Below are 19,174 nucleotides of genomic sequence, written 5' to 3'. Positions count from 1 at the left end.
GATTGACCGGTATTGCACAGGGAGGCTTGACGCTTTTCGCCGATTGCCACGACGAAATTGGCACAGTAGCGCCAAGAGGCGGGCATGCGAAAATCAGGCGCCGGTGCGCCATGAGAAGATGTTTTTAATCTGGTAGATCAGCGCATTAAGCGGAAAGCGTCAGACGGAAATCGCGCGGCGTGGAGCCGGTCATCGCTTTGAACTGACGGCTGAAGGCGCTGTGATCGGTATAGCCGCACTGCAGCGCGATGTCGGTGATCGGCAGATCGCCGGCCAGCAGTTCCGTGGCCTTTTCCAGCCGTACTTTGTGGATCATCTGGCGCGGGGTGAGGTGGAAGATGCGTTTACAGTAGCGTTCGATCTGCGCCACCGACAAACCGGTCAGCGCCGTCAACTCCTCGAGCGCGATCGGCCTGGCGTAGTGGCGGCGGATGTGCACGTCGATCGCCGCCAGTCGTTGATAAGCAGGGTGATTGGCTCTGGCTTCCTGCAGGTCGTGGGAAATGCCCGCCATGCCGATGACTTTTCCCTGTGCGTCGTACAGCGCCAGCTTTTGCGTCAGGCACCAGCCGGTTTCACGGCCGTTGTACAGATGCATTTCCAGCTGATCCTGGATCAGCACGCCGTGGCGCAACACCCGCAGATCCTGCTCGGTATAGCCGGAACCGAGCTGCGCGGGAAACACGTCGGCGGACGTCTTGCCCAGCAGCGGTGTGACGGTCTTGAAACCGCAGCGCCTGGCCAGCGTCAGGTTGGCCAGCAGGTAGCGGGCCTGGGCGTCTTTGATAAAGAACACCACGTTGGGAATCGCGTTCAGCAACGGTGCGATCAGCGCCAGCGTATTCAACAGATCGCGCAGGTTGTTCGGGCGCTGCTGCGCCAGCCCATCGCACAGGCGCGACAGATGCTCGACGGCGAAAATGTCCTCCTGTTCAGGCTGCCCCGCGAGCGAAGGCGGCGAGAGAGAAACCTGAGGCTGAGGGGCTGAAGTGGTTCGCATAGCATTCCCTTTTCGATCGTTAGCCGGAATAACAGGCGGGCCAGGTTGGCGCTTTCGCATCAATATTAACTTTCCTGTAACGAATCAAGCGCTATTTCCGGCCGGTTATTAAATATGCGGATTGCCGCATACTTTTGTCGCGCTGCGCTTGGCGGTTGCTTGAAAACTGCGGCGTCTCTCGCTACTCGGTGGTTTAGCATGAAAGTAAGGCTATGATAAATAAGTTATTGTTATGGCGTTCGTTAAACTCATACCCGCGACGCGCCAGGTCTGACGTTTATCACTGTGCTGATTTCTTCATTCGCCACGCCGAAACGCATCAAGCCGTCATGCTCGCATTCGTTCAGGCTACTGCTATTGGTAACATCTCATTAACCCTGGAGACGCCGATGGCACTTTCAGCGCATATCACCGCTTTGCGGGCGATCGATTCTCATACCGGCGGGGAGCCGACCCGGCTGATCGTCGAAGGTTTTCCCGATCTCGGTGCAGGCAGCATGGCGGAACGGCGGGCGAATTTCGCGCAACATTATGATCACTGGCGCTGTGCGGTGATGCTCGAACCGCGCGGCAATGACGTGTTGGTGGGGGCGCTGCTGTGCTCTCCCTGTTCGCCGCAGGCTACCGCCGGGGTGATCTTTTTCAACAACGCCGGCTATCTGGGCATGTGCGGCCACGGCACTATCGGGCTGATCGCTTCGCTGGCGCACCTGGGGCGCATCCGCGCCGGGCGCCATCTGATCGAGACCCCGGTCGGCCCGGTAAACGCTACGCTGCACGATGACGGCAGTGTGACGGTGGAGAACGTGGCGGCTTATCGTTATCGCCATGAGGTGCGGGTTGAGGTGGCGGGTTATGGCTCGGTGACGGGGGACATCGCCTGGGGGGGCAACTGGTTTTTCCTGATCGGTGAGTCGCCCTTGTCCATCGATAAGCAAAATTTGGAGGCGCTGACCGCGTTCACCTGGGCGGTGCGGCAGGCGCTGGAGCAGGCGGGCATCTGTGGTGAAGACGGCGGGGTGATAGATCATATCGAACTGTTCGGTGACGACCCGCGGGCCGACAGCCGCAGCTTCGTGTTATGCCCCGGCAAAGCCTACGATCGATCGCCGTGCGGCACCGGCACCAGCGCCAAACTGGCGTGTCTGGCGGCGGACGGCAAACTGCCGCCGGATACTCCCTGGCGGCAGGCCAGCGTGATCGGCAGCGAATTCCAGGCCTATTATCGCTGGAACGGCGAGCGCATCACGCCCTATATTCGCGGGCAAGCCTACGTGTGCGCTGATAGCCAACTGCTGCTCGACGAACGCGATCCCTTCGTCTGGGGCATACGCTGATGGGGACGGGGCGGGCAGCCGATGCGATCGTGGTGGGTGCCGGCATCATCGGCGCCGCCTGCGCCTGGCGGTTGGCGAGGGAAGGCTATCGTGTCTCGGTGGTGGACGATCGCCGCGCTGGCGCCACCGCTGCCGGCATGGGGCATTTGGTGTGCATGGACGATAATCCGGCCGAGCTGGCGCTGAGCGCTTATTCACTGCGGCTGTGGCGTGACGTGACGGGGCGGATGCCGGAAGAATGCGCCTGGCGCGGCTGCGGTACGCTGTGGCTGGCGGATAAAGCCGATGAAATGGCCATCGCCGAACAAAAGCGGGCGCGGCTGGCGGAGCGGGGCGTGGTCGCAGAGCTGCTGACGGCGGAGCAGATCGCCGCCATCGAGCCGATGTTGCGGCCTGGCCTGGCCGGTGGGCTGCGAGTGCCGGGAGACGGTATTTTGTATGCGCCGCAGGCGGCGCGCTGGCTGTTGGCCGATGCTGGCGCGGCGATCGACGTGGTGCAGGGTGAAGCGGTCGCGCTGGACGAGCAGACGGTGCGGTTGGCGGATGGCCGAGAGTTGGCTGCGCCGGTGGTGGTTTTGGCCTGCGGCCTGCGGGCCAATGTCTTGTTGCCGCAACCGTTGCTGCACGCCAAAAAGGGGCACCTGGCGATCACCGATCGCTACCCAGCGCGGGTGCGGCATCAGCTGGTGGAGCTGGGGTATGGCGCCAGCGCGCACGCCAGCGACGGCACATCGGTGGCATTCAATGTGCAGGCGCGGCCTACCGGGCAATGGCTGATCGGTTCTTCCCGCCAATTCGATTCCGTCGACTCGTCATTGGATATGCCGCTGTTGGCGGCGATGCTCATGCGTGCGCAGCATTTCTTGCCCGCATTGGCGCAGATGAACATCATTCGCTGTTGGACCGGGCTGCGCGCCGCCTCGATCGACGGGCTGCCGCTGCTGGGCGCGCATCCGCACCATCCCTGGCTGTGGCTGGCGTTGGGGCACGAAGGGTTAGGCGTCACGACTGCGCTCGGCAGCGCCGCGTTGATCGCCGCGCAGATCGGCCGGCAAACGCCGGAGATTGACGACTCCCCGTATTTGGCGGCGCGGGCATTTGCCGCCGAGGAGCTGGCTGTATGAACGAAAGGCAAAACACGCTCATGTTGAGCATCGACGGCGAACCCTGCCGGGTGCCGGTTGGCATCAGCGTTGCGGCGGCGCTCAGTCTGTGTGGCGCCGATCGTTGCCGGTTGTCGGTTTCACGCCAGCCGCGCGCGCCATTTTGCGGCATGGGCGTTTGTCAGGAATGTCGGGTGACCATAAACGGCCTGCGTCGTTTGGCATGCCAGACGCTGTGCCAGTCTGGCATGCGTATCGAGAGGAGCGATGATGAGTGACTTTGACTGCGAAGTGCTGATCGTCGGCGCCGGGCCGGCCGGCATGGCGGCAGCGTTGGCTGCGGCGGAGAGTGGGGGGCTGGTGCGGGTGATCGATGATAATCCGCGCCCCGGCGGGCAAATTTGGCGCGATGGGCCGCAGGTGATCCTGCCTAAGGCGGCGAACCGCTATCGGCAGGCGCTGGCGGCGCGGGAAAATATTGTGCTGCAGTCCGGTTGCAAACTGGTGGCGCGGTGCGGCGCCGATCGATTGGCGTATGAAGACGCAGAAGGCTGTGGCGTGATTCGCTATAAAAAGCTGATTTTATGCCATGGCGCCCGCGAACTGCTGCTGCCGTTTCCCGGCTGGACGCTGCCAGGGGTGACCGGCGCAGGCGGCTTACAGGCGCAAATCAAGCAGGGGCTGACGATGCGCGGCGAGCGGGTGGTTATCGCCGGCAGCGGTCCGCTGCTGCTGGCGGTGGCGCGCAGTGTGAAGCAGGCCGGCGGCGAGGTGGTGCTGGTGGCTGAACAGGCGCCGCTGTGGCGGTTGGCGGCGTTCGCCGGCGGCCTGTGGCGCTGGCCGGGCAAGCTGCGTCAGGCCTTCTCTCTGATGCCAAGCCATTATCGCGCCGGTAGCCGGGTGCTGGCGGCCTTGGGGCAAGAGCGCTTGGCGTCGGTGCGTGTCGAGATTGGCGGGCGGGAAAGTACGGTGGCCTGCGACAGGCTGGCCTGCGGCTTCGGTTTGGTGACGAACATTGAGCTGGCGATGCTGCTGGGGTGCAGAATAGAACACGACGCCGTAGCGGTTGATCATTGGCAGCAAACCAGTCTGGTGCAAGTTTATGCCGCCGGGGAGTGTACCGGCATCGGCGGCAGTGAATTGGCGCTCACCGAAGGCGCCATCGCCGGTTATGCCGCCACCGGGCAGCAGGAAAAAGCCGATGCCCTGGCGGCGCAACGGCGGCGGTGGCGTCGTTTCGCCACGGCGACGGCGAGCGCCTTTCGGCTCGATGAACGCGTGAGCTCACTGGCCAAACCGCAGACGTTGCTATGCCGCTGCGAAGACGTCACGTTGGAACAGGTACGTCATCAGCCGGATTGGAACACGGCCAAGCTGAGCAGCCGTTGCGGCATGGGGGCCTGTCAGGGCAAGGTTTGTGCGGCGGCGGCGCGGCAACTGTTGGGATGGCCTTTGCCGGCGCCGCGCGTTCCTTTAACGCCGGTGAGAACGGAAACGCTGGCTGCTCTGGGGAAGCTCTGCAGCAGCGACGATAACTGATGGGACATTGCCGCAGTGGCGTTTCAGTCTGAACCACGCTCGCTGCATCACCACTGCGGCCAATAGTAGGTTTTCTCCCGCCAGCCCTTGCCGTACATGCAGGCTTCGATGGTGGCGTCTCGAGCGGATTTATTGCGATCGGTCTGCACCGTTTTAATTGACGGCTCCTTGTCATAACGGTATCCCGATGGGCAATCTTTCTTATTCTTCTCGCAAGGAATGTATTTGTTTTCGTAGCTGAACTCCACGTCCCGCACCACATCCGGCGGGAAGCGATCGTAGCCGCGGCTGCGGCATTCGGCATATTCGGCATCCCGGGTACTCTCAACTGCGCCAGGCCTTTCCCATTGTGTGCAGGCAGTCAGCATCAATAACGGCAAAACAATCAAATAACGACAATTCTTCATAGTGTCCCTAACTCTTTCTTTATCCTGAGGACGCGGTCTAGGAATATTCCCAACCTGCGACACAAAAAAGTGTAATCAACTGGAGCGATAATTGGAAATGATAATAGTTATTGTTTAGGTGTGATTGAGGAAACACGATCATCGATAGATGATGCAGATGGGGGCGGGAGGTCTGCAGGAATCAGTGATCTGATGATGTGGGCAGGAGGCAGGCCCGGTAATTTTATCCCTTCTCTTACGCCGTCATGATCCGGTTACTGTGTGAACGTTAGGGTGATTCGGTATAATATGCAGGCTAAGCATTTTCTTATGCGATTTCACTATTATTTTTGTTTAGGATATTTACCCATGCCAAAGATTTAATTCACGGTATTAATACTCTATTTTTTTATTTCGGTTTTTTTATTGTGGTTTTATTTTCAGATTTTCTCCATAAAAGTCTTTTTAGTTATAGGGAATTCATTTGCATTTTAAATTTGGATTTTTTAAATTCATTCCAGATGAAGGATAACCGTTAGTGACAGATGCAAAAAAAGGAGTTTATTTTGCCTGGGATAAAGAAAACGTCTGAAAACCATGACGGTTTACCTTCAGCATCAGAGGATTATGATACATTTAAGTACCTCGCTGACGTCGGCGCCGTGTTGGGATATGGGCGAACCCGTTTTTATCAGTGGTGTCGCGGGCGCGGGTTTCTTACGCCGATGAATGTCCCATCACATGAAATGATCAGTCTGGGATATATGGTGGCCGTGCTGTCGGAGAGTGGCCATACCCGGGTTTACGTCACGCCGGATGGTTTTAGTTACGTCAGCGGCGCATTGGCGGCAGATATCCAACGCGGTATGGTCAAGTTATAATTTCGTAAAAACCGTCTTTATTTCAATGTTTTTAATACAGAATCTTCTTATCTTCACTGGTCATGGATGGAGACTGGGAAGTTATCCTATTTTTTCATCTCTGCGGCATTAGCACTACGGGTGGCCGCTATTCTCTTGTTACGATGAGCATTATTTTCTTCAGGAGCCAAGCAAGGATGAAGCACTACGCCGCGTTGTTTTTTGCCTCTGTACTGTTGACGGGATGTACGACCCAGGCCGTGCCGCCGCAGCAGGCCGAATTACCCCCCCCAAGCCGTCTGTTGCTCTATCAAAATATTCCGGATACACCTTATGCCACGGTGGTCGTCGTGCGCGACAGCGGCATGCTGGCGGGCAGTTGCCGCACTGGCGTCTATGTGAATGGCGAGTTCGCCGCTTCGCTGGGCGCGAAAGAAAAAGCGGAGTTTCGCGTGCCGACGGGCAATACGTCGATCAGCATCGGGCAAGATATGATCGAGAATCACCTGTGTATTTGGCGTGATACCGGCGGCAACGTGCCAATGACGCTGCGCGCCGGTGAGAGCCGCTACCTGCGTATCGCCGGCGACCGGCAGCGCGGTTTCGTTTTGCAGGCGGGGCGCCCGTAATCGCCGAGGCAAGGGCGTTAACGCCCTTGCCACCATCCCCAGAGCGTGATTAATAGCCACGCCGCTGCAATCCAGCACAGCACTGCTGCCCCTAACGCGACGGACAACCGCAGGCTGTTAATCAGAAAATACAGCGAAATCAAATACACCAGATATGGCAGCACCGCCCACATGCCGAAAATCAGCGTGGTTTTCAGAGCCGCAATTGAACGTTCATTGCCGACAATGTAGTGGGCAATCAGGGCGAAAGTGGGGAAGAGCGGGACTAAACCGGCGATATAATAGTTGCGCGTTTTGGCCAGCAGGCCAATCAGAACCACGACCAGCGCGCCGATCAGCGCTTTGACAAGAATGCCCATAATGGTCTCGGGTGTCGGGGGAATGCCAACACACTGCCCGAAAGCCTGAGCAAGATCAACGGGGTGAGGCTGAGCTTGGGGAAAAGCAGACCCGCATGTAACGCGGGTCTGAGGCGCAACGCTTACTGACGGTAAGCGTGCTTGATTTGCTGAATGCTGTTCTTGAAGATTTCTGCCTGGGTCGGATCTTCAATCTGGGCAATGAAACGTTCCATGTTGATGATGACTTTCCCGGCGTCGGCCTGGCCGATCGATTTCAGGATCAGCGTCAGCGTGGCTTTGAGGCAGGCAACCTCGGTTGCCAAGATTTCCGGGTTTGCAGACGTAGTGAAATCAACGTTGCTCATTTTTTCTCCTGATTTTTTTGAGGCCGTAGCCTGATACAAACTGCTTTGGCGCACCGCGCGCGGGCTAAGAAAGGTTGCTCCAGGCACGGCGGCGAATTTAACTGGGCGCGGAGTATAGCATAGCATGTGCCCGCCATCTGCACCGGGCTTGTTTGGGCCGCATTCCAGGGCAAAACTCGCTCACTGCATGACCGAACCATTCAATTATCGACAAGTTATTTCGAGACGGTTAACAAGTATTTGTCCGGCGCGTCATTGTTGAATCCTTGGGGTTATTATAATTATCTTGGGCTGATGGCGCTGATTTCGCCGGCATTCAGCGGGAATAATAGTTTTGCACTCAGGGGGGCAGGTTCCCATCAGTAGTGGTTCTTCCTTCGCCGTTAAATATCAAATGATTACAAAGAACCGGCAACCGTGTTAATATTATTCATGTCGTGATTGCTTACACAGATTTCCCCTTGCGGCATGATTGTCAGGCTATCCTGTATGCGGCGCAGCGAAATTATTTTATCCGGCCAATGTTTCCCCGCGTGACGATTTATCGGCGGCATAGACGGCTAAAATTGAAAAATCAGCTCTGCTCCGCAAAGTTATTCGGCAGTATGTATTAATCTGTGTTCATTCTTGTCTGAAAAACAAGTAATATCTCTGGCGAAAACAGAGGCTGATTGCGTTACTCCCTTTTTTTGGAGATTTTTCCTTGATTAGCGTTCTTCTTGTTGATGACCACGAACTGGTGCGCGCAGGGATACGACGCATTCTTGAAGATATCAAAGGTATAAAAGTTGTCGGTGAGGCCCAGTGCGGTGAAGACGCCGTTAAATGGTGCCGTGGCAACGCTGTCGATATCGTGCTGATGGACATGAATATGCCGGGCATTGGCGGGCTGGAAGCCACGCGCAAGATTGTGCGCTATGCACCCGACGTCAAAGTCATCATGTTGACTATCCATACTGAAAATCCCTTGCCCGCGAAGGTGATGCAGGCAGGTGCCGCCGGCTATCTGAGCAAGGGCGCCGCGCCGCAGGAAGTGGTTAACGCCTTGCGTTCCGTGCATGCGGGGCAGCGCTATATCGCGTCTGATATCGCCCAGCAAATGGCTCTTAGCCAGCTGGAGCCGCAGGCTGAAACGCCGTTCAGCTGCCTGTCTGAGCGCGAGCTGCAGATCATGTTGATGATCACCAAAGGCAAAAAAGTGAATGAGATCTCGGAGCAATTGAGTCTCAGCCCGAAAACGGTGAACAGCTACCGTTACCGCATGTTCAGTAAGCTGAATATCAGCGGCGACGTCGAACTGACCCACCTGGCCATCCGACATGGATTGTTCAATGCGGAGACGTTGTTAAGCAGTGAATGATCGTTTCGATGCCAAAGCCTTCCTGAGTACCGTCACCAGCCAGCCCGGCGTCTACCGTATGTACGACGCCACGGGCACGGTGATCTACGTCGGTAAAGCCAAAGACCTGAAAAAACGTCTCGCCAGCTATTTTCGGCAGCAGGTCAGCAGCCGTAAAACCGAGACGCTGGTTAAAAATATCGCGCAAATAGACGTAACGGTTACCCATACCGAAACCGAAGCGCTGCTGTTGGAACATAACTACATTAAATTGTACCAACCGCGATATAATGTTCTTTTGCGAGACGATAAATCTTATCCGCTGATTTTTCTCAGTGCGGATACCCATCCCCGTTTGGCGGTGCATCGCGGCGCCAAACACGCCAAGGGCGAATATTTCGGTCCTTTTCCCAATTCTTACGCCGTGCGCGAAACGCTGGCGTTGCTGCAGAAGCTGTTCCCGATCCGTCAGTGCGAAAACAGCGTGTATCGCAACCGGTCGCGGCCGTGCCTGCAGTATCAGATTGGCCGCTGCCTGGGGCCTTGCGTCGCCGGCCTGGTGAGCGAAGAAGAGTACCGGCAACAGGTGGATTATGTGCGGCTGTTCCTTTCAGGTAAGGATCAGCAGGTGTTGCACCAGCTGATTGCGCGCATGGAAGAAGCCAGCAAGCTGCTGAATTTCGAAGAGGCGGCGCGCATTCGCGATCAAATTCAGGCCGTGCGCCGCGTCACCGAACGGCAGTTCGTGTCGGGCGATAGCGACGATCTGGACGTGATCGGTGTGGCGTTCGACGCCGGTATGGCCTGCCTGCATGTGTTGTTTATCCGTCAGGGCAAGGTGCTGGGCAGCCGCAGCTATTTCCCTAAGGTACCGGGTGGCACGGATATGGGCGAAGTCGTGCAAACCTTCGTCGGCCAATTTTATCTGCAGGGCAGCCAGGCGCGCACGCTGCCCGGCGAGATTCTGCTGGATTTCAGCTTGCCGGAAAAAGATCTGCTCGCAGAATCGCTCTCCGAGTTGGCGGGGCGAAAAATCCAGATCCAAAGCAAACCGCGCGGTGACCGCGCTCGTTATCTGAAGCTGGCGCGCACCAATGCGGCAACGGCGTTGACCACCAAGCTGTCACAGCAGTCGACGATCCATCAGCGGCTGGCTGAATTGGCCAAAGTGCTGAACCTGACGGAAATCAACCGTATGGAGTGCTTCGACATCAGCCATACCATGGGGGAGCAAACTGTGGCCTCGTGCGTGGTGTTTGACGGTAATGGTCCGGTGCGCGCGGAATATCGGCGCTACAATATTAGCGGCATTACACCCGGCGATGATTATGCGGCGATGACGCAGGTGCTGAAGCGCCGCTACGGCAAAGCGCTGGAAGAGAAGAAGATCCCGGATGTCATTTTCATCGACGGCGGCAAAGGGCAGCTTGGCATGGCGATCGAGGTGTTCAAATCGCTGAATGTGACCTGGGACAAGAACAAACCGCTGCTGATCGGCATCGCCAAAGGCGCGGATCGCAAGGCCGGATTAGAGACGTTGTTCTTCGTGCCGGAAGGCGAGGGGATTTCGCTGCCGCCGGATTCGCCGGCGCTGCATGTGATCCAACACATCCGCGATGATTCACACAATCATGCGATTACCGGTCACCGGCAGAGAAGAGCGAAAGTCAGAAATACCAGCGCACTGGAGCTGATTGAGGGCGTAGGGCCGAAACGGCGCCAGGTGCTGTTGAAGTATATGGGCGGACTGCAACCTTTGTTGAACGCCAGCGTGGAGGAAATTGCAAAAGTGCCGGGTATTTCACAAGCATTGGCAGAAAAGATCTACAATGCATTGAAACACTGAGGGCAATGTAGCAACATACTCTTAATTTCCACTCTAGCCAGATAGTTACCGTAGCATTATGCAATTGAATATACCGACTTGGCTTACCCTGTTTCGCGTAGTTCTGATCCCATTCTTTGTGCTGGCGTTTTATCTGCCGTTCAGCTGGGCTCCGATGGTATGCGCCGTTATCTTTGTGTTTGCCGCTGTCACCGACTGGTTTGACGGCTTTCTGGCACGCCGCTGGAAACAAACGACGCGCTTCGGGGCGTTCCTGGATCCGGTCGCGGACAAAGTCATGGTGGCGGTGGCGCTGGTGCTGGTGGCGGAGCACTACCACAGCTGGTGGATCACGCTGCCGGCGGCGACCATGATCGCCCGTGAAATCATCATTTCGTCGCTGCGCGAGTGGATGGCGGAGATCGGCAAACGCAGCAGCGTGGCGGTGTCCTGGATCGGCAAAGTGAAAACCATGGCGCAGATGATGTCGCTGGTGGGCTTGCTGTGGCGCCCGGATCGTTCCGTCGAGTATGTGGCGTTCGGTTTGCTGTATATCGCGGCGGTGCTGACTTTCTGGTCGATGTTCCAATATTTGAATGCAGCGCGCAACGATCTGCTGGAACCGTGATCGATACGCTGCAAAAAGCGGCAAACGATCGTGATGGGCCAACAATTTTATTGACTCATCACGTCAGGTAAGTAGAATGCATCGCATCAGACGACAACGATGAATTGCCGAAAGATAGCAAAGAAATCAGTCAGTTCTGGTAATGCGGGAATAGCTCAGTTGGTAGAGCGCAACCTTGCCAAGGTTGAGGTCGCGAGTTCGAGCCTCGTTTCCCGCTCCAAATATTGGCCTGTTGAATCCCAGTGATTCGACAGGCAAGCGAAAAGGGGCTTTGGCCCCTTTTTCGTTTTCTTTTTTAGCGCCGTTCGCTAAACCTTTCTTCAATTTCCCATATCGATTATTGACCCTCCTCACGTTATCTCTCCCGCTATCTTCATACTGCTGGCTGCGCCCGTTAAACGGTGAAAGAATGAGCGGCAGAATTTTGGCTATGCCGGGAGCAGCGCCATGCAGGAAGAAACTCACGCGGCGTATGAAACGATCCATTTTATCGCAGCGGACGGCTATGCGCTGAGCGGCAGCTACTTTCCTGCCCCATGCGGTAATAAAACGCCGGTGCTGATTTGCCCCGCCACCGGCGTTAAGTAAGGGTTTTATTATGCCTTCGCGCAGTGGCTGAGCGAGCAGGGGCATCCACGCTGTGCTTTGGCCGCGATTGATCGCAGGGCTATCGGCAAAGTGAAGCGTTATGTCGGTATGAGAAAGAGCGTCTACGGGGGGCTGGCCGCTGCTGGCGATGGACCACTATAGGAAGAAGGGGGGCCGATGGCCTCAAAACCGAGTACGGTAGAATTTATCATCGGCAATATTGCTGTGTCGGATACGGTTTCGGCAAAGAAGATGTTCGGTGAGTATGGCATTTATTGCGGCGAGAAACTGGTCGCGTTGGTGTGCGATGATCGATTGTTTATCAAACCGACGGCGGGCGGCAAAACGCTCCTGAACGACGGTTTAGAGGCGGCGCCTTATCCTGGCGCAAAGCCTTGCTTTCTGATCCCTGAAGAGCGCTGGGAGGATAGCGCCTGGCTTTCCCAATTAGTCTCTGTGACTTACGCCCAGTTGCCGGCACCCAAGAAAAAAGCATCGAAGAAATCCAATTGAATGGCGCGGAGCCACCTTTTACACGGCAGTCTACCCATTTCACCATTACTGTCGGTATCTTGGGGCCGCGCATAGCGCATAGGAGGCGGTATGGAATCCGGTGCTATAAGGCATCTGGTGAGGACGGCGGCGGCATGCATGTTATTTTTCGGTCTGATTGCACCGCCGTTAGGGGGCGTTATCATGTTGCTGCTGATGACGTTCGGCAGCGGCGAACTGGCGGAAATGGGCCGTTTCGACGCCGGAGATATGCTGGGCATGGTGGGGTTTATCGGGGCTTTTTCTTACGCGATTGGTTTTTTGCCGGCATGCTTGGTGGGGGCTATCGTCGGTATCGCCCATCCTGGCATCAGCCGGTTGCGATGGTTTCTGCTGTTATGCGCGCTGCTGTCCGCCGTTGCGCCCGGTTTGCTGAATGTCGAACAGCGCATTTTTGGCGCGATTGCGGTCTTGCCGGGGATAATCACCGGTTTTTTATGGTGGCGCAGGAGATTGCGAGCAGCCTCTAACCAGGATATTTTGCCCGGTACGCCATGGCAATAAACAAGCGCCCCAACAGTCTGAACGAGAAAAAATCGCCGATTTGCCCGTGAACTTCTGAGCCGATGCATATAAAATCAACATTCCGCTTGCCTTTGCGTCGGCATTGTGAACAGTGCGCCCACAAAATAAGCAGTTGAAAGCGTTAGAGAACTTTTTGCTATTTCGAGGGGTTGCCAAGGTAGGGGGTTTAGTCCATAATGCAGTCCATCGATTCGGCGGTAACGAAACAAATCGCTTGAGAATCAGATGATTAGGTTAAGCGGTTTCAGCATCGCAGACCAAAAGAATAAAACGAAGCGGGTGATTCACCGGCTTTAGCATGAAAAGGCAAACAGAATAAAGGCGCGTTAACAAAGCGGTTATGTAGCGGATTGCAAATCCGTCCAGTCCGGTTCGACTCCGGAACGCGCCTCCAACTTTCCCGAGCCCGGGTGGTGAAATCGGTAGACACAAGGGATTTAAAATCCCTCGGCTTATGGCTGTGCGGGTTCAAGTCCCGCCCCGGGTACCAGGGAACAAAAATACCGAATAATCAAAGCAATAAGTAGTAATGTCGTAGACCGCCGAGAGGCGGTTTTTTTGTGCCTGAAATTCGCATTATACCTGCATCCTTTCTTGTCGTGCTGCCACCCTGCCTGCACGGAGCCCCGCAGGGCTCCGAAGTACAACTCATAAGAAACCGAACGCTGCGGCGAGGATCCAGCCGAAGACGCAGGAGACGCTGACGCCGATCAGGCCGGGCAGAATAAAGCTGTGGTTGATCACGAAGCGGCCGATACGGGTAGTGCCGGAGCGGTCAAATTGGATCGCCGCCAGATCGCTGGGGTAGGTCGGCAGAATGTAATAGCCGTAGCAGGCCGGCGCCGAAGCGACGATATAGGCCGGGTTAACGCCGATCGCCAGCGCGACCGGCACCAGCGCCGCCAGTGCGGCGGCCTGTGAATTGACGAACTTCGACACCAGCAGCAGGATCAGCGCATAGGCCCAGGGGTACTCTTTCACCAGCACGCCCAGCGTGGCCTCTATCTGCGCCAGATGGGCGCCAAACATGGTTTCTGCCATCCAGGCGACGCCATACACCGCCACGATGGCGATCATGCCGGAACGGAACACTTCATTTTTAGAGATCGACGCCGGATTGGTGCGGGTGATGATAACGATCAGCGCCCCAGCCATCAGCATACACATCTGGATCACCAGGACCATGGAGAGCGGTTTGCCGCCGAAGTTGGGCCGCAGGTCGGAAAAGGCTCCCAGCACCGCCACCAATGCGATGGTGGCGAGGAAGATCCACATGGCGATCCAGTTGCTGCGCGGCAGCACCCGATCCAGCAGGGTGGCGGCGTCGCCATAGACGTAGCGATGGTTCTCCGGCACCGAGATAAATTTTTGGAACTCGGGATCTTTGTCCAGGTCTTTGCCGCGGAACCAGCTGAAGATGCCGATCGCCAGAATGCCGCACAGGGTTGAGGGAATGGTGATCGACAGCAGATCGAGGAATTCCAGATGGCGGCCATTAAAGGTGTAGCTGCTGAGCATCGCCACCAGTGAGACCACCGCCACCGAGACCGGGCTGGCGATAATGCCCATCTGCGCGCCGATCGAACTGGCGGCCATCGGCCGTTCCGGGCGGATATTATTTTTGATCGCCACGTCATAGATGATAGGCAAGATGGTGTACACCACATGCCCGGTGCCGCACAGGATAGTGAGAATGCAGGTGACGAACGGTGCAATGATCGAAACATAGCGCGGGTTACGCCGCAGCATCCGTTCGGCTATTTGCAGCATGACGTCCAATCCGCCCGAGGCCTGCAGGGTGGCCGAAGCTGCAACCACCGCAATGATCACCAGCATCACGTCTACCGGCGGTTTGCCGGGCTGCAGGTGAAAGCCGAACACCAGAATCATCAAACCGATACCGCCCAGCAACCCCAGCGCGATGCCGCCCTTACGCGCCCCATACAGCAGGCATGCCAATATAACCGCTAATTGCAGAAAGAAATCCATGATAGATGCGCCTTAATAATGTTGAACTTAACTGCGTTCAGTTTCCGGCGGCGCTTACAGCAGAAAGTTGTTTTAAATCTATAGTCATGAATAAATTGTGGTTATTAACCCTAAAGAGTGATAGCGGTCACATTCGAGCATCGGAAACGCGGCTGACTGACGTCATCAGCACGAAAAAGCAAGCCAACAGGTCAGACCTCTCCTATATGACGGGTTTACCACCAGAGGAGAAAACTATGGATCCGACCAAAATGACAGGATTGGCGTTATTACAGGCTGCGATGGCCGGCAAGATCCCACCGGCTTCAATCGCTGAAACGGTGCCCATGAAACCGGATGCGGTTGAAGAGGGCTATATCCGCATCGTGGCGCGGGCTGACGAACGTCACCTGAATCCGCTGGGAGGCGTTCATGGCGGCTTCGCCGCCACGGTTCTGGATTCGGTGACCGGTTGCGCGGTGCACAGCACGCTGGCTGCGGGGATTGGCTATGGCACTGTCGATCTGCAGGTTAAAATGTTGCGCCCTGTGCCGAAGGGAATTGATCTGATCGCCGAGGGGCGCCTGGTCTACACATCGAAGAATGTCGCGTTCGCTGAAGGCACGCTTAAAACGACGGAAGGGAAGCTGTTGGCTTCGGCAACCGCCACTTGCTTTATCATTCGCCCTACCGGGCAAGCGCCGCAATAACCTGTCACTTATCAGGCCTGGGATTAATCATCCGGGGCCTGATGCCTTTCTCTTCGGCTGCATATCACGCGGTGGCGCAATGGCGGGCGCGATGCGTCATTGTGGTCTAGTATTCTTGGGTAAAAATTTTATCGGAGTGAGTATGCAGCCGCATAAAGAGGTTGAGTTTGATCATGAGCTTTGTCTGGCGATCGGCAGGGCCGTATTGGACGTGGTGGCGCAGGGGGAAGAAACCAGCGCGCCGACAGTCATGGGCGCCATCGAGCGGTCGGTGGCGCAGGGGTTGAATGATGAGGAAACCGCTATCGCCGACGACGCTCTGGATTTGATGGCTCGTTTGATCCACCGTTGTGGATTGACTCATCCGACAGGCGGAGAGGATGCTTCCCATGCATTGGTTGAATTTCAAGCGTTACAAGAGTGAGGTTGCCAAACAGGCTGTGCCGCCGCATCTGAATGCGGCCGAATTCGCACGACATTACGCGGCTCAGCCGCAGGCGAATACGGATGAATACTTCTCGTTGAGCGGGGAGATATGTTGGGATGCGGTCGTGCTTTGCGCCTATCGCTCCGGGGCACTCAGCAAGGCGAAATATAAGCAGCTGTGGCTGACGGTATTCGATAAACAATACAAACATTTCGTCAGCCCGGAAGATACCGAGATCCGCACCAGTGCAGAGATGCTGCGCGCTCCGCAGGGCTGCTTTATCGGCATATTCTCCCTGCGCGACGCGGCGGCTCCCCGTTTGCTGCATGCGATGATCGGCACCGGTGCGGGCTTTGCCGCAGGCAATAAAAATCTTTGCATCGGCGTGGGCGGCGCGGTCGGCTGGGAAAATCTCAACCTGGCGCGCGATCTGCGCTGGCAGCCGGAAGGCGGCTTTTTACGCCAGGGCGACAACGAAGTGCTGCGCATTTTTTATCGGCCTTTCCCCGCCTGACCCGGCCAGCATGCTGCCCGAAATAAAAAACCGCCGTCCGGCGGTTTTTTATTGGTGACCATCGCCCTTATTTGAAACCACCGTTGCGAATGAACTCGAGACCAGCGGCGGTGATCCGCGTTTGATGCGGATCGATGTCATAGTTGTTCTCGTCGATATCGCTCATTACATAGGCCTGTATCAGCCCCTTGGTTTTGAGATAGGCGAAGGGATCGGCGAAGGCGTGCGGGCTGGTGGCGTCTTGCTTCCACAGCTCGTAGGTTTTTTCATCCAGCGTGCCGGGGTGATTGGCGGCCAGCCGGGTCAGGATCTGATTGTAGAATACATAGTCGGTCATGATGCGGTCCTCTTTATCGCGAGCGACAGTCTCGGAAAATGACGGTAACGTCTTTCAATCATAGTCGATGTTTGCTCATCGCCCGTGTTGCCGCGTACGCAGGCTATCCTCGTTGGCTTTCAATCCAGTGAAACAGACGAGAAATGGTGAAGGTGATATCGCCGATGTTGAACAGTGCGCCGAGCCACAGGGTTAGCATAACCAGGATGCCAATGATGACGGGAAGATCCATCTTGCTCATGATCAGGTGCTTCATCAATAAAGAGTGTGGTTCAAAGCGTATCATCAATCCTGATTGCCATAAAATGCGCTGCGCGTTGTTTCGCGTGAAACCCATGTAAAAAAGCCACCCAAGCGGGTGGCTTTTGCCTTTCAGCGCCGATCAGTCCAGCTTGGGATGCTGGTCGATCAGGATCTGCTTTTTCTTTTCCAGTTCGGCGATCTGCGCGTTGATGTCCTCGACTTTCTGTTCGATGTTGTCGTAGGTCTCCTGCAGCAGCTCTTTCGCTTCGGTACGGTCAGATGCCGCCGGCGTCGCGCCGCGTAGTGGCTTGTTGGCAGTTTCTTTCATGTACAGACCGGTGATAAGACCGATTACCGCCACAACCATCAGGTAGTAGGCCGGCATGTACAGGTTGCCGGTCGCCTCCACCAGCCAGGCGGCGGCGGTTGGCGTTGCACCGGCGATCAGCACCGAAATGTTGAACGAAATCGCCAGCGCGCTGTAGCGGATGTGCGTTGGGAACATCGCCGGCAGAATGGACGCCATCACCCCGGTGAAGGAGTTGAGCAGCACCGCCAGCACCAGCAGGCCGACGAAGATCAGGCCAATCACGTTGCTGTTGATCAGAATGAAGCACGGGATCGCCAGCGCCAACAGGCCGATACTGCCGCCGATAATGAACGGCTTGCGGCCGATGCGGTCGCTGGTCAGGCCGATCACCGGCTGCACGAACAGCATGCCGATCATGATGGCGATAATGATCAGAACGCCGTGATCTTCCGAGTAGTGCAGGTTATGTGACAGGTAGCTCGGCATGTAGGTCAGCAGCATGTAATAGGTCACGTTGGTGGAGATCACGATACCGACACACACCAGCAAACTTTTCCAATGTTTGGCCGCGATCTCTTTGAACGAGGTTTTCGGCGGATTTTCGATGGCGTTGCGGTCCTCTTTCTCCATCTTGTCCACGTGCTGCTGGAACGCCGGGGTTTCTTCCAGCGCATGGCGCAGATAGAGACCGATCAGGCCCAGCGGTGCGGCGATGAAGAACGGGATACGCCAGCCCCAGTCGAGGAAGTTGGCTTCACCGACGATGCTGGAGATCAGCACCACCACGCCGGCACCCATCACAAAGCCGGCGATGGAGCCGAAGTCCAGCCAGCTGCCCATAAAGCCGCGTTTGCGGTCCGGCGAGTACTCGGCGACGAAGATCGCCGCACCGGAATATTCACCGCCGACGGAGAAGCCCTGTGCCAGCTTGGCCAGCAGCAGCAGGATCGGCGCCCAGATGCCGATCGACGCATAGGACGGGATCAGGCCGATACAGAAGGTGCTGACCGCCATGATGATAATGGTGACCGAGAGAACTTTTTGCCGGCCGAACTTGTCGCCCATGGCGCCGAAGAACAGACCACCGAGCGGACGCACCAGGAAGGGCACGGAGAAGGTCGCCAGCGCGGCGATCATTTGTACGCCGGGAGAGGCGCCGGGGAAGAAGACCTGGCCAAGCGCATAGGCGACAAAGCCGTATACGCCGAAGTCGAACCACTCCATCGCGTTGCCCAGGGCCGCCGCGGTGATCGCCTTCTTGAGTTTGCTGTCATCGATGATGGTGATGTCGTTAATGTGCATCGGTTTATGTCGTTTTTTTCTTAACTTCATATAATCATCCCTTAATGAATTATTCGTTGTTCGTGAAAGCGTAATCTCCGTTCACTGTTGTTTTCGAGTTATCAAATCGGCTAATCGAATCGCGATTCAAGACGATCCATTATCCACATTTAAGTTGTGATGTGGATCGCAAAATAACCTCGCTTATGCCGATGTTATGTCATTTAGGTGACTAATTATTTTGCATCTATAGCTTAACGTTATATCTTGCGGCGATCAAATCCAGCAGTTTAACTTAAGTGTTTGCACCGATTTGGTGCGAGATTGGTCTAATAATTGCGCGATCTGGCGATTTTTCGTCTGATTG

General features: G+C 56.3%; 23 protein-coding genes and 3 tRNA genes. 18 read left to right on the top strand and 8 right to left on the bottom strand.

Going from position 1 to position 19,174, the window contains the following annotated elements:
- Window positions 1-145: 145 nt before the first annotated feature.
- Window positions 146-1,000 (bottom strand): AraC family transcriptional regulator, encoded by an 855-nt coding sequence (locus ACRAWE_RS10865; protein WP_019456456.1) that lies wholly within the window; start codon window positions 998-1,000, stop codon window positions 146-148.
- Window positions 1,001-1,389: 389 nt separating this feature from the next.
- Here ACRAWE_RS10865 and ACRAWE_RS10860 point away from each other — a divergent pair, with 389 nt between their 5' ends.
- Genes ACRAWE_RS10860 through ACRAWE_RS10845 form a run of 4 tightly spaced genes read left to right on the top strand, consistent with a single transcriptional unit; the run spans window position 1,390 to window position 4,979 of the window.
- The gene (locus tag ACRAWE_RS10860) at window positions 1,390-2,337 is read left to right on the top strand and encodes a 4-hydroxyproline epimerase (RefSeq protein ID WP_063919173.1); all 948 of its coding nucleotides are present in this window, start codon (window positions 1,390-1,392) and stop codon (window positions 2,335-2,337) included.
- Window positions 2,337-3,461: an NAD(P)/FAD-dependent oxidoreductase gene (locus tag ACRAWE_RS10855; protein ID WP_063919174.1), complete on the top strand. Its 1,125-nt coding sequence runs from the start codon at window positions 2,337-2,339 to the stop codon at window positions 3,459-3,461. Before ACRAWE_RS10860 ends, ACRAWE_RS10855 begins: the two co-directional genes overlap by 1 nt.
- Entirely contained in the window at window positions 3,458-3,718 is a 261-nt protein-coding gene (locus tag ACRAWE_RS10850; RefSeq protein WP_019456459.1) for a (2Fe-2S)-binding protein, read from the top strand. The genes ACRAWE_RS10855 and ACRAWE_RS10850 overlap by 4 nt, the downstream gene beginning before the upstream one ends.
- Window positions 3,711-4,979 (top strand): FAD-dependent oxidoreductase, encoded by a 1,269-nt coding sequence (locus ACRAWE_RS10845; protein WP_432525335.1) that lies wholly within the window; start codon window positions 3,711-3,713, stop codon window positions 4,977-4,979. Before ACRAWE_RS10850 ends, ACRAWE_RS10845 begins: the two co-directional genes overlap by 8 nt.
- A gap of 47 nt (window positions 4,980-5,026) precedes the next feature.
- Here ACRAWE_RS10845 and ACRAWE_RS10840 read toward each other — a convergent pair whose 3' ends face one another.
- The gene (locus ACRAWE_RS10840) at window positions 5,027-5,386 is read right to left on the bottom strand and encodes a hypothetical protein (protein ID WP_019456461.1); all 360 of its coding nucleotides are present in this window, start codon (window positions 5,384-5,386) and stop codon (window positions 5,027-5,029) included.
- A 524-nt stretch (window positions 5,387-5,910) separates the two neighbouring features.
- On the opposite strand from ACRAWE_RS10840, the gene ACRAWE_RS10835 reads away from it, so the two are divergent.
- Window positions 5,911-6,246: a hypothetical protein gene (locus tag ACRAWE_RS10835; RefSeq protein ID WP_019456462.1), complete on the top strand. Its 336-nt coding sequence runs from the start codon at window positions 5,911-5,913 to the stop codon at window positions 6,244-6,246.
- Between the two features lie 176 nt (window positions 6,247-6,422).
- Window positions 6,423-6,854 (top strand): hypothetical protein, encoded by a 432-nt coding sequence (locus ACRAWE_RS10830; protein ID WP_019456463.1) that lies wholly within the window; start codon window positions 6,423-6,425, stop codon window positions 6,852-6,854.
- Window positions 6,855-6,871: 17 nt separating this feature from the next.
- Here the strand turns inward: ACRAWE_RS10830 and ACRAWE_RS10825 are convergent, their stop codons facing one another.
- Window positions 6,872-7,213: a GlpM family protein gene (locus ACRAWE_RS10825; protein WP_019456464.1), complete on the bottom strand. Its 342-nt coding sequence runs from the start codon at window positions 7,211-7,213 to the stop codon at window positions 6,872-6,874.
- 122 nt (window positions 7,214-7,335) lie between these two features.
- Window positions 7,336-7,560, bottom strand: coding sequence for a DUF2594 family protein (locus ACRAWE_RS10820; protein ID WP_004927950.1), 225 nt, complete (start codon window positions 7,558-7,560; stop codon window positions 7,336-7,338).
- A 703-nt stretch (window positions 7,561-8,263) separates the two neighbouring features.
- On the opposite strand from ACRAWE_RS10820, the gene uvrY reads away from it, so the two are divergent.
- The 9 genes from uvrY to ACRAWE_RS10775 all read left to right on the top strand — a co-directional run bounded on the left by uvrY (window position 8,264) and on the right by ACRAWE_RS10775 (window position 13,507).
- Window positions 8,264-8,920, top strand: coding sequence for a UvrY/SirA/GacA family response regulator transcription factor (gene uvrY, locus ACRAWE_RS10815; protein WP_025160332.1), 657 nt, complete (start codon window positions 8,264-8,266; stop codon window positions 8,918-8,920).
- Window positions 8,913-10,745 carry an excinuclease ABC subunit UvrC gene (uvrC, locus tag ACRAWE_RS10810; RefSeq protein WP_047568116.1) on the top strand — a complete coding sequence of 611 codons (1,833 nt, stop codon included), beginning with the start codon at window positions 8,913-8,915 and terminating at the stop codon, window positions 10,743-10,745. The genes uvrY and uvrC overlap by 8 nt, the downstream gene beginning before the upstream one ends.
- A 58-nt stretch (window positions 10,746-10,803) precedes the next feature.
- Window positions 10,804-11,352, top strand: coding sequence for a CDP-diacylglycerol--glycerol-3-phosphate 3-phosphatidyltransferase (gene pgsA, locus ACRAWE_RS10805; RefSeq protein ID WP_025160331.1), 549 nt, complete (start codon window positions 10,804-10,806; stop codon window positions 11,350-11,352).
- 144 nt (window positions 11,353-11,496) lie between these two features.
- Window positions 11,497-11,572, top strand: a tRNA-Gly gene (locus ACRAWE_RS10800).
- A gap of 227 nt (window positions 11,573-11,799) precedes the next feature.
- Window positions 11,800-11,940, top strand: a complete 141-nt coding sequence (locus ACRAWE_RS10795; RefSeq protein ID WP_019456469.1) for a hypothetical protein — start codon at window positions 11,800-11,802, stop codon at window positions 11,938-11,940.
- Between the two features lie 177 nt (window positions 11,941-12,117).
- A complete protein-coding gene (locus ACRAWE_RS10790) occupies window positions 12,118-12,453 on the top strand; it encodes a TfoX/Sxy family protein (RefSeq protein WP_432525334.1) in 336 nt (111 codons plus the stop codon).
- Window positions 12,454-12,543: 90 nt separating this feature from the next.
- Window positions 12,544-12,996 carry a hypothetical protein gene (locus ACRAWE_RS10785; RefSeq protein WP_019456471.1) on the top strand — a complete coding sequence of 151 codons (453 nt, stop codon included), beginning with the start codon at window positions 12,544-12,546 and terminating at the stop codon, window positions 12,994-12,996.
- A gap of 341 nt (window positions 12,997-13,337) precedes the next feature.
- Window positions 13,338-13,411 (top strand) — tRNA-Cys (locus ACRAWE_RS10780).
- A 10-nt stretch (window positions 13,412-13,421) separates the two neighbouring features.
- Window positions 13,422-13,507 (top strand) — tRNA-Leu (locus ACRAWE_RS10775).
- A gap of 158 nt (window positions 13,508-13,665) precedes the next feature.
- Here the strand turns inward: ACRAWE_RS10775 and ACRAWE_RS10770 are convergent.
- Window positions 13,666-15,006 (bottom strand): anaerobic C4-dicarboxylate transporter, encoded by a 1,341-nt coding sequence (locus tag ACRAWE_RS10770; RefSeq protein ID WP_019455908.1) that lies wholly within the window; start codon window positions 15,004-15,006, stop codon window positions 13,666-13,668.
- A 236-nt stretch (window positions 15,007-15,242) separates the two neighbouring features.
- On the opposite strand from ACRAWE_RS10770, the gene ACRAWE_RS10765 reads away from it, so the two are divergent.
- From ACRAWE_RS10765 to ACRAWE_RS10755, 3 genes are all read left to right on the top strand, one after another.
- On the top strand, window positions 15,243-15,695 hold the full coding sequence (locus ACRAWE_RS10765) for a PaaI family thioesterase (protein WP_019455888.1): 453 nt from the start codon (window positions 15,243-15,245) through the stop codon (window positions 15,693-15,695).
- Window positions 15,696-15,837: 142 nt separating this feature from the next.
- Window positions 15,838-16,119: a hypothetical protein gene (locus ACRAWE_RS10760; protein WP_071892059.1), complete on the top strand. Its 282-nt coding sequence runs from the start codon at window positions 15,838-15,840 to the stop codon at window positions 16,117-16,119.
- The gene (locus ACRAWE_RS10755; protein WP_025159957.1) at window positions 16,085-16,636 is read left to right on the top strand and encodes a hypothetical protein; all 552 of its coding nucleotides are present in this window, start codon (window positions 16,085-16,087) and stop codon (window positions 16,634-16,636) included. Before ACRAWE_RS10760 ends, ACRAWE_RS10755 begins: the two co-directional genes overlap by 35 nt.
- 67 nt (window positions 16,637-16,703) lie before the next feature.
- Here ACRAWE_RS10755 and ACRAWE_RS10750 read toward each other — a convergent pair whose 3' ends face one another.
- The 3 genes from ACRAWE_RS10750 to proP all read right to left on the bottom strand — a co-directional run bounded on the left by ACRAWE_RS10750 (window position 16,704) and on the right by proP (window position 18,858).
- On the bottom strand, window positions 16,704-16,973 hold the full coding sequence (locus ACRAWE_RS10750) for a hypothetical protein (RefSeq protein WP_019455885.1): 270 nt from the start codon (window positions 16,971-16,973) through the stop codon (window positions 16,704-16,706).
- A 103-nt stretch (window positions 16,974-17,076) separates the two neighbouring features.
- The gene (locus tag ACRAWE_RS10745; protein WP_255428177.1) at window positions 17,077-17,205 is read right to left on the bottom strand and encodes a hypothetical protein; all 129 of its coding nucleotides are present in this window, start codon (window positions 17,203-17,205) and stop codon (window positions 17,077-17,079) included.
- A gap of 150 nt (window positions 17,206-17,355) precedes the next feature.
- Window positions 17,356-18,858 (bottom strand): glycine betaine/L-proline transporter ProP, encoded by a 1,503-nt coding sequence (gene proP, locus ACRAWE_RS10740; protein ID WP_004927916.1) that lies wholly within the window; start codon window positions 18,856-18,858, stop codon window positions 17,356-17,358.
- Window positions 18,859-19,174: the final 316 nt, after the last annotated feature.

Origin of the sequence: Serratia sp. BFP-2025 (genome assembly GCF_050880365.1) — a bacterium.
GTDB lineage: Bacteria > Pseudomonadota > Gammaproteobacteria > Enterobacterales > Enterobacteriaceae > Serratia > Serratia surfactantfaciens.
This window is presented reverse-complemented; position numbering and strand designations above follow the sequence as displayed.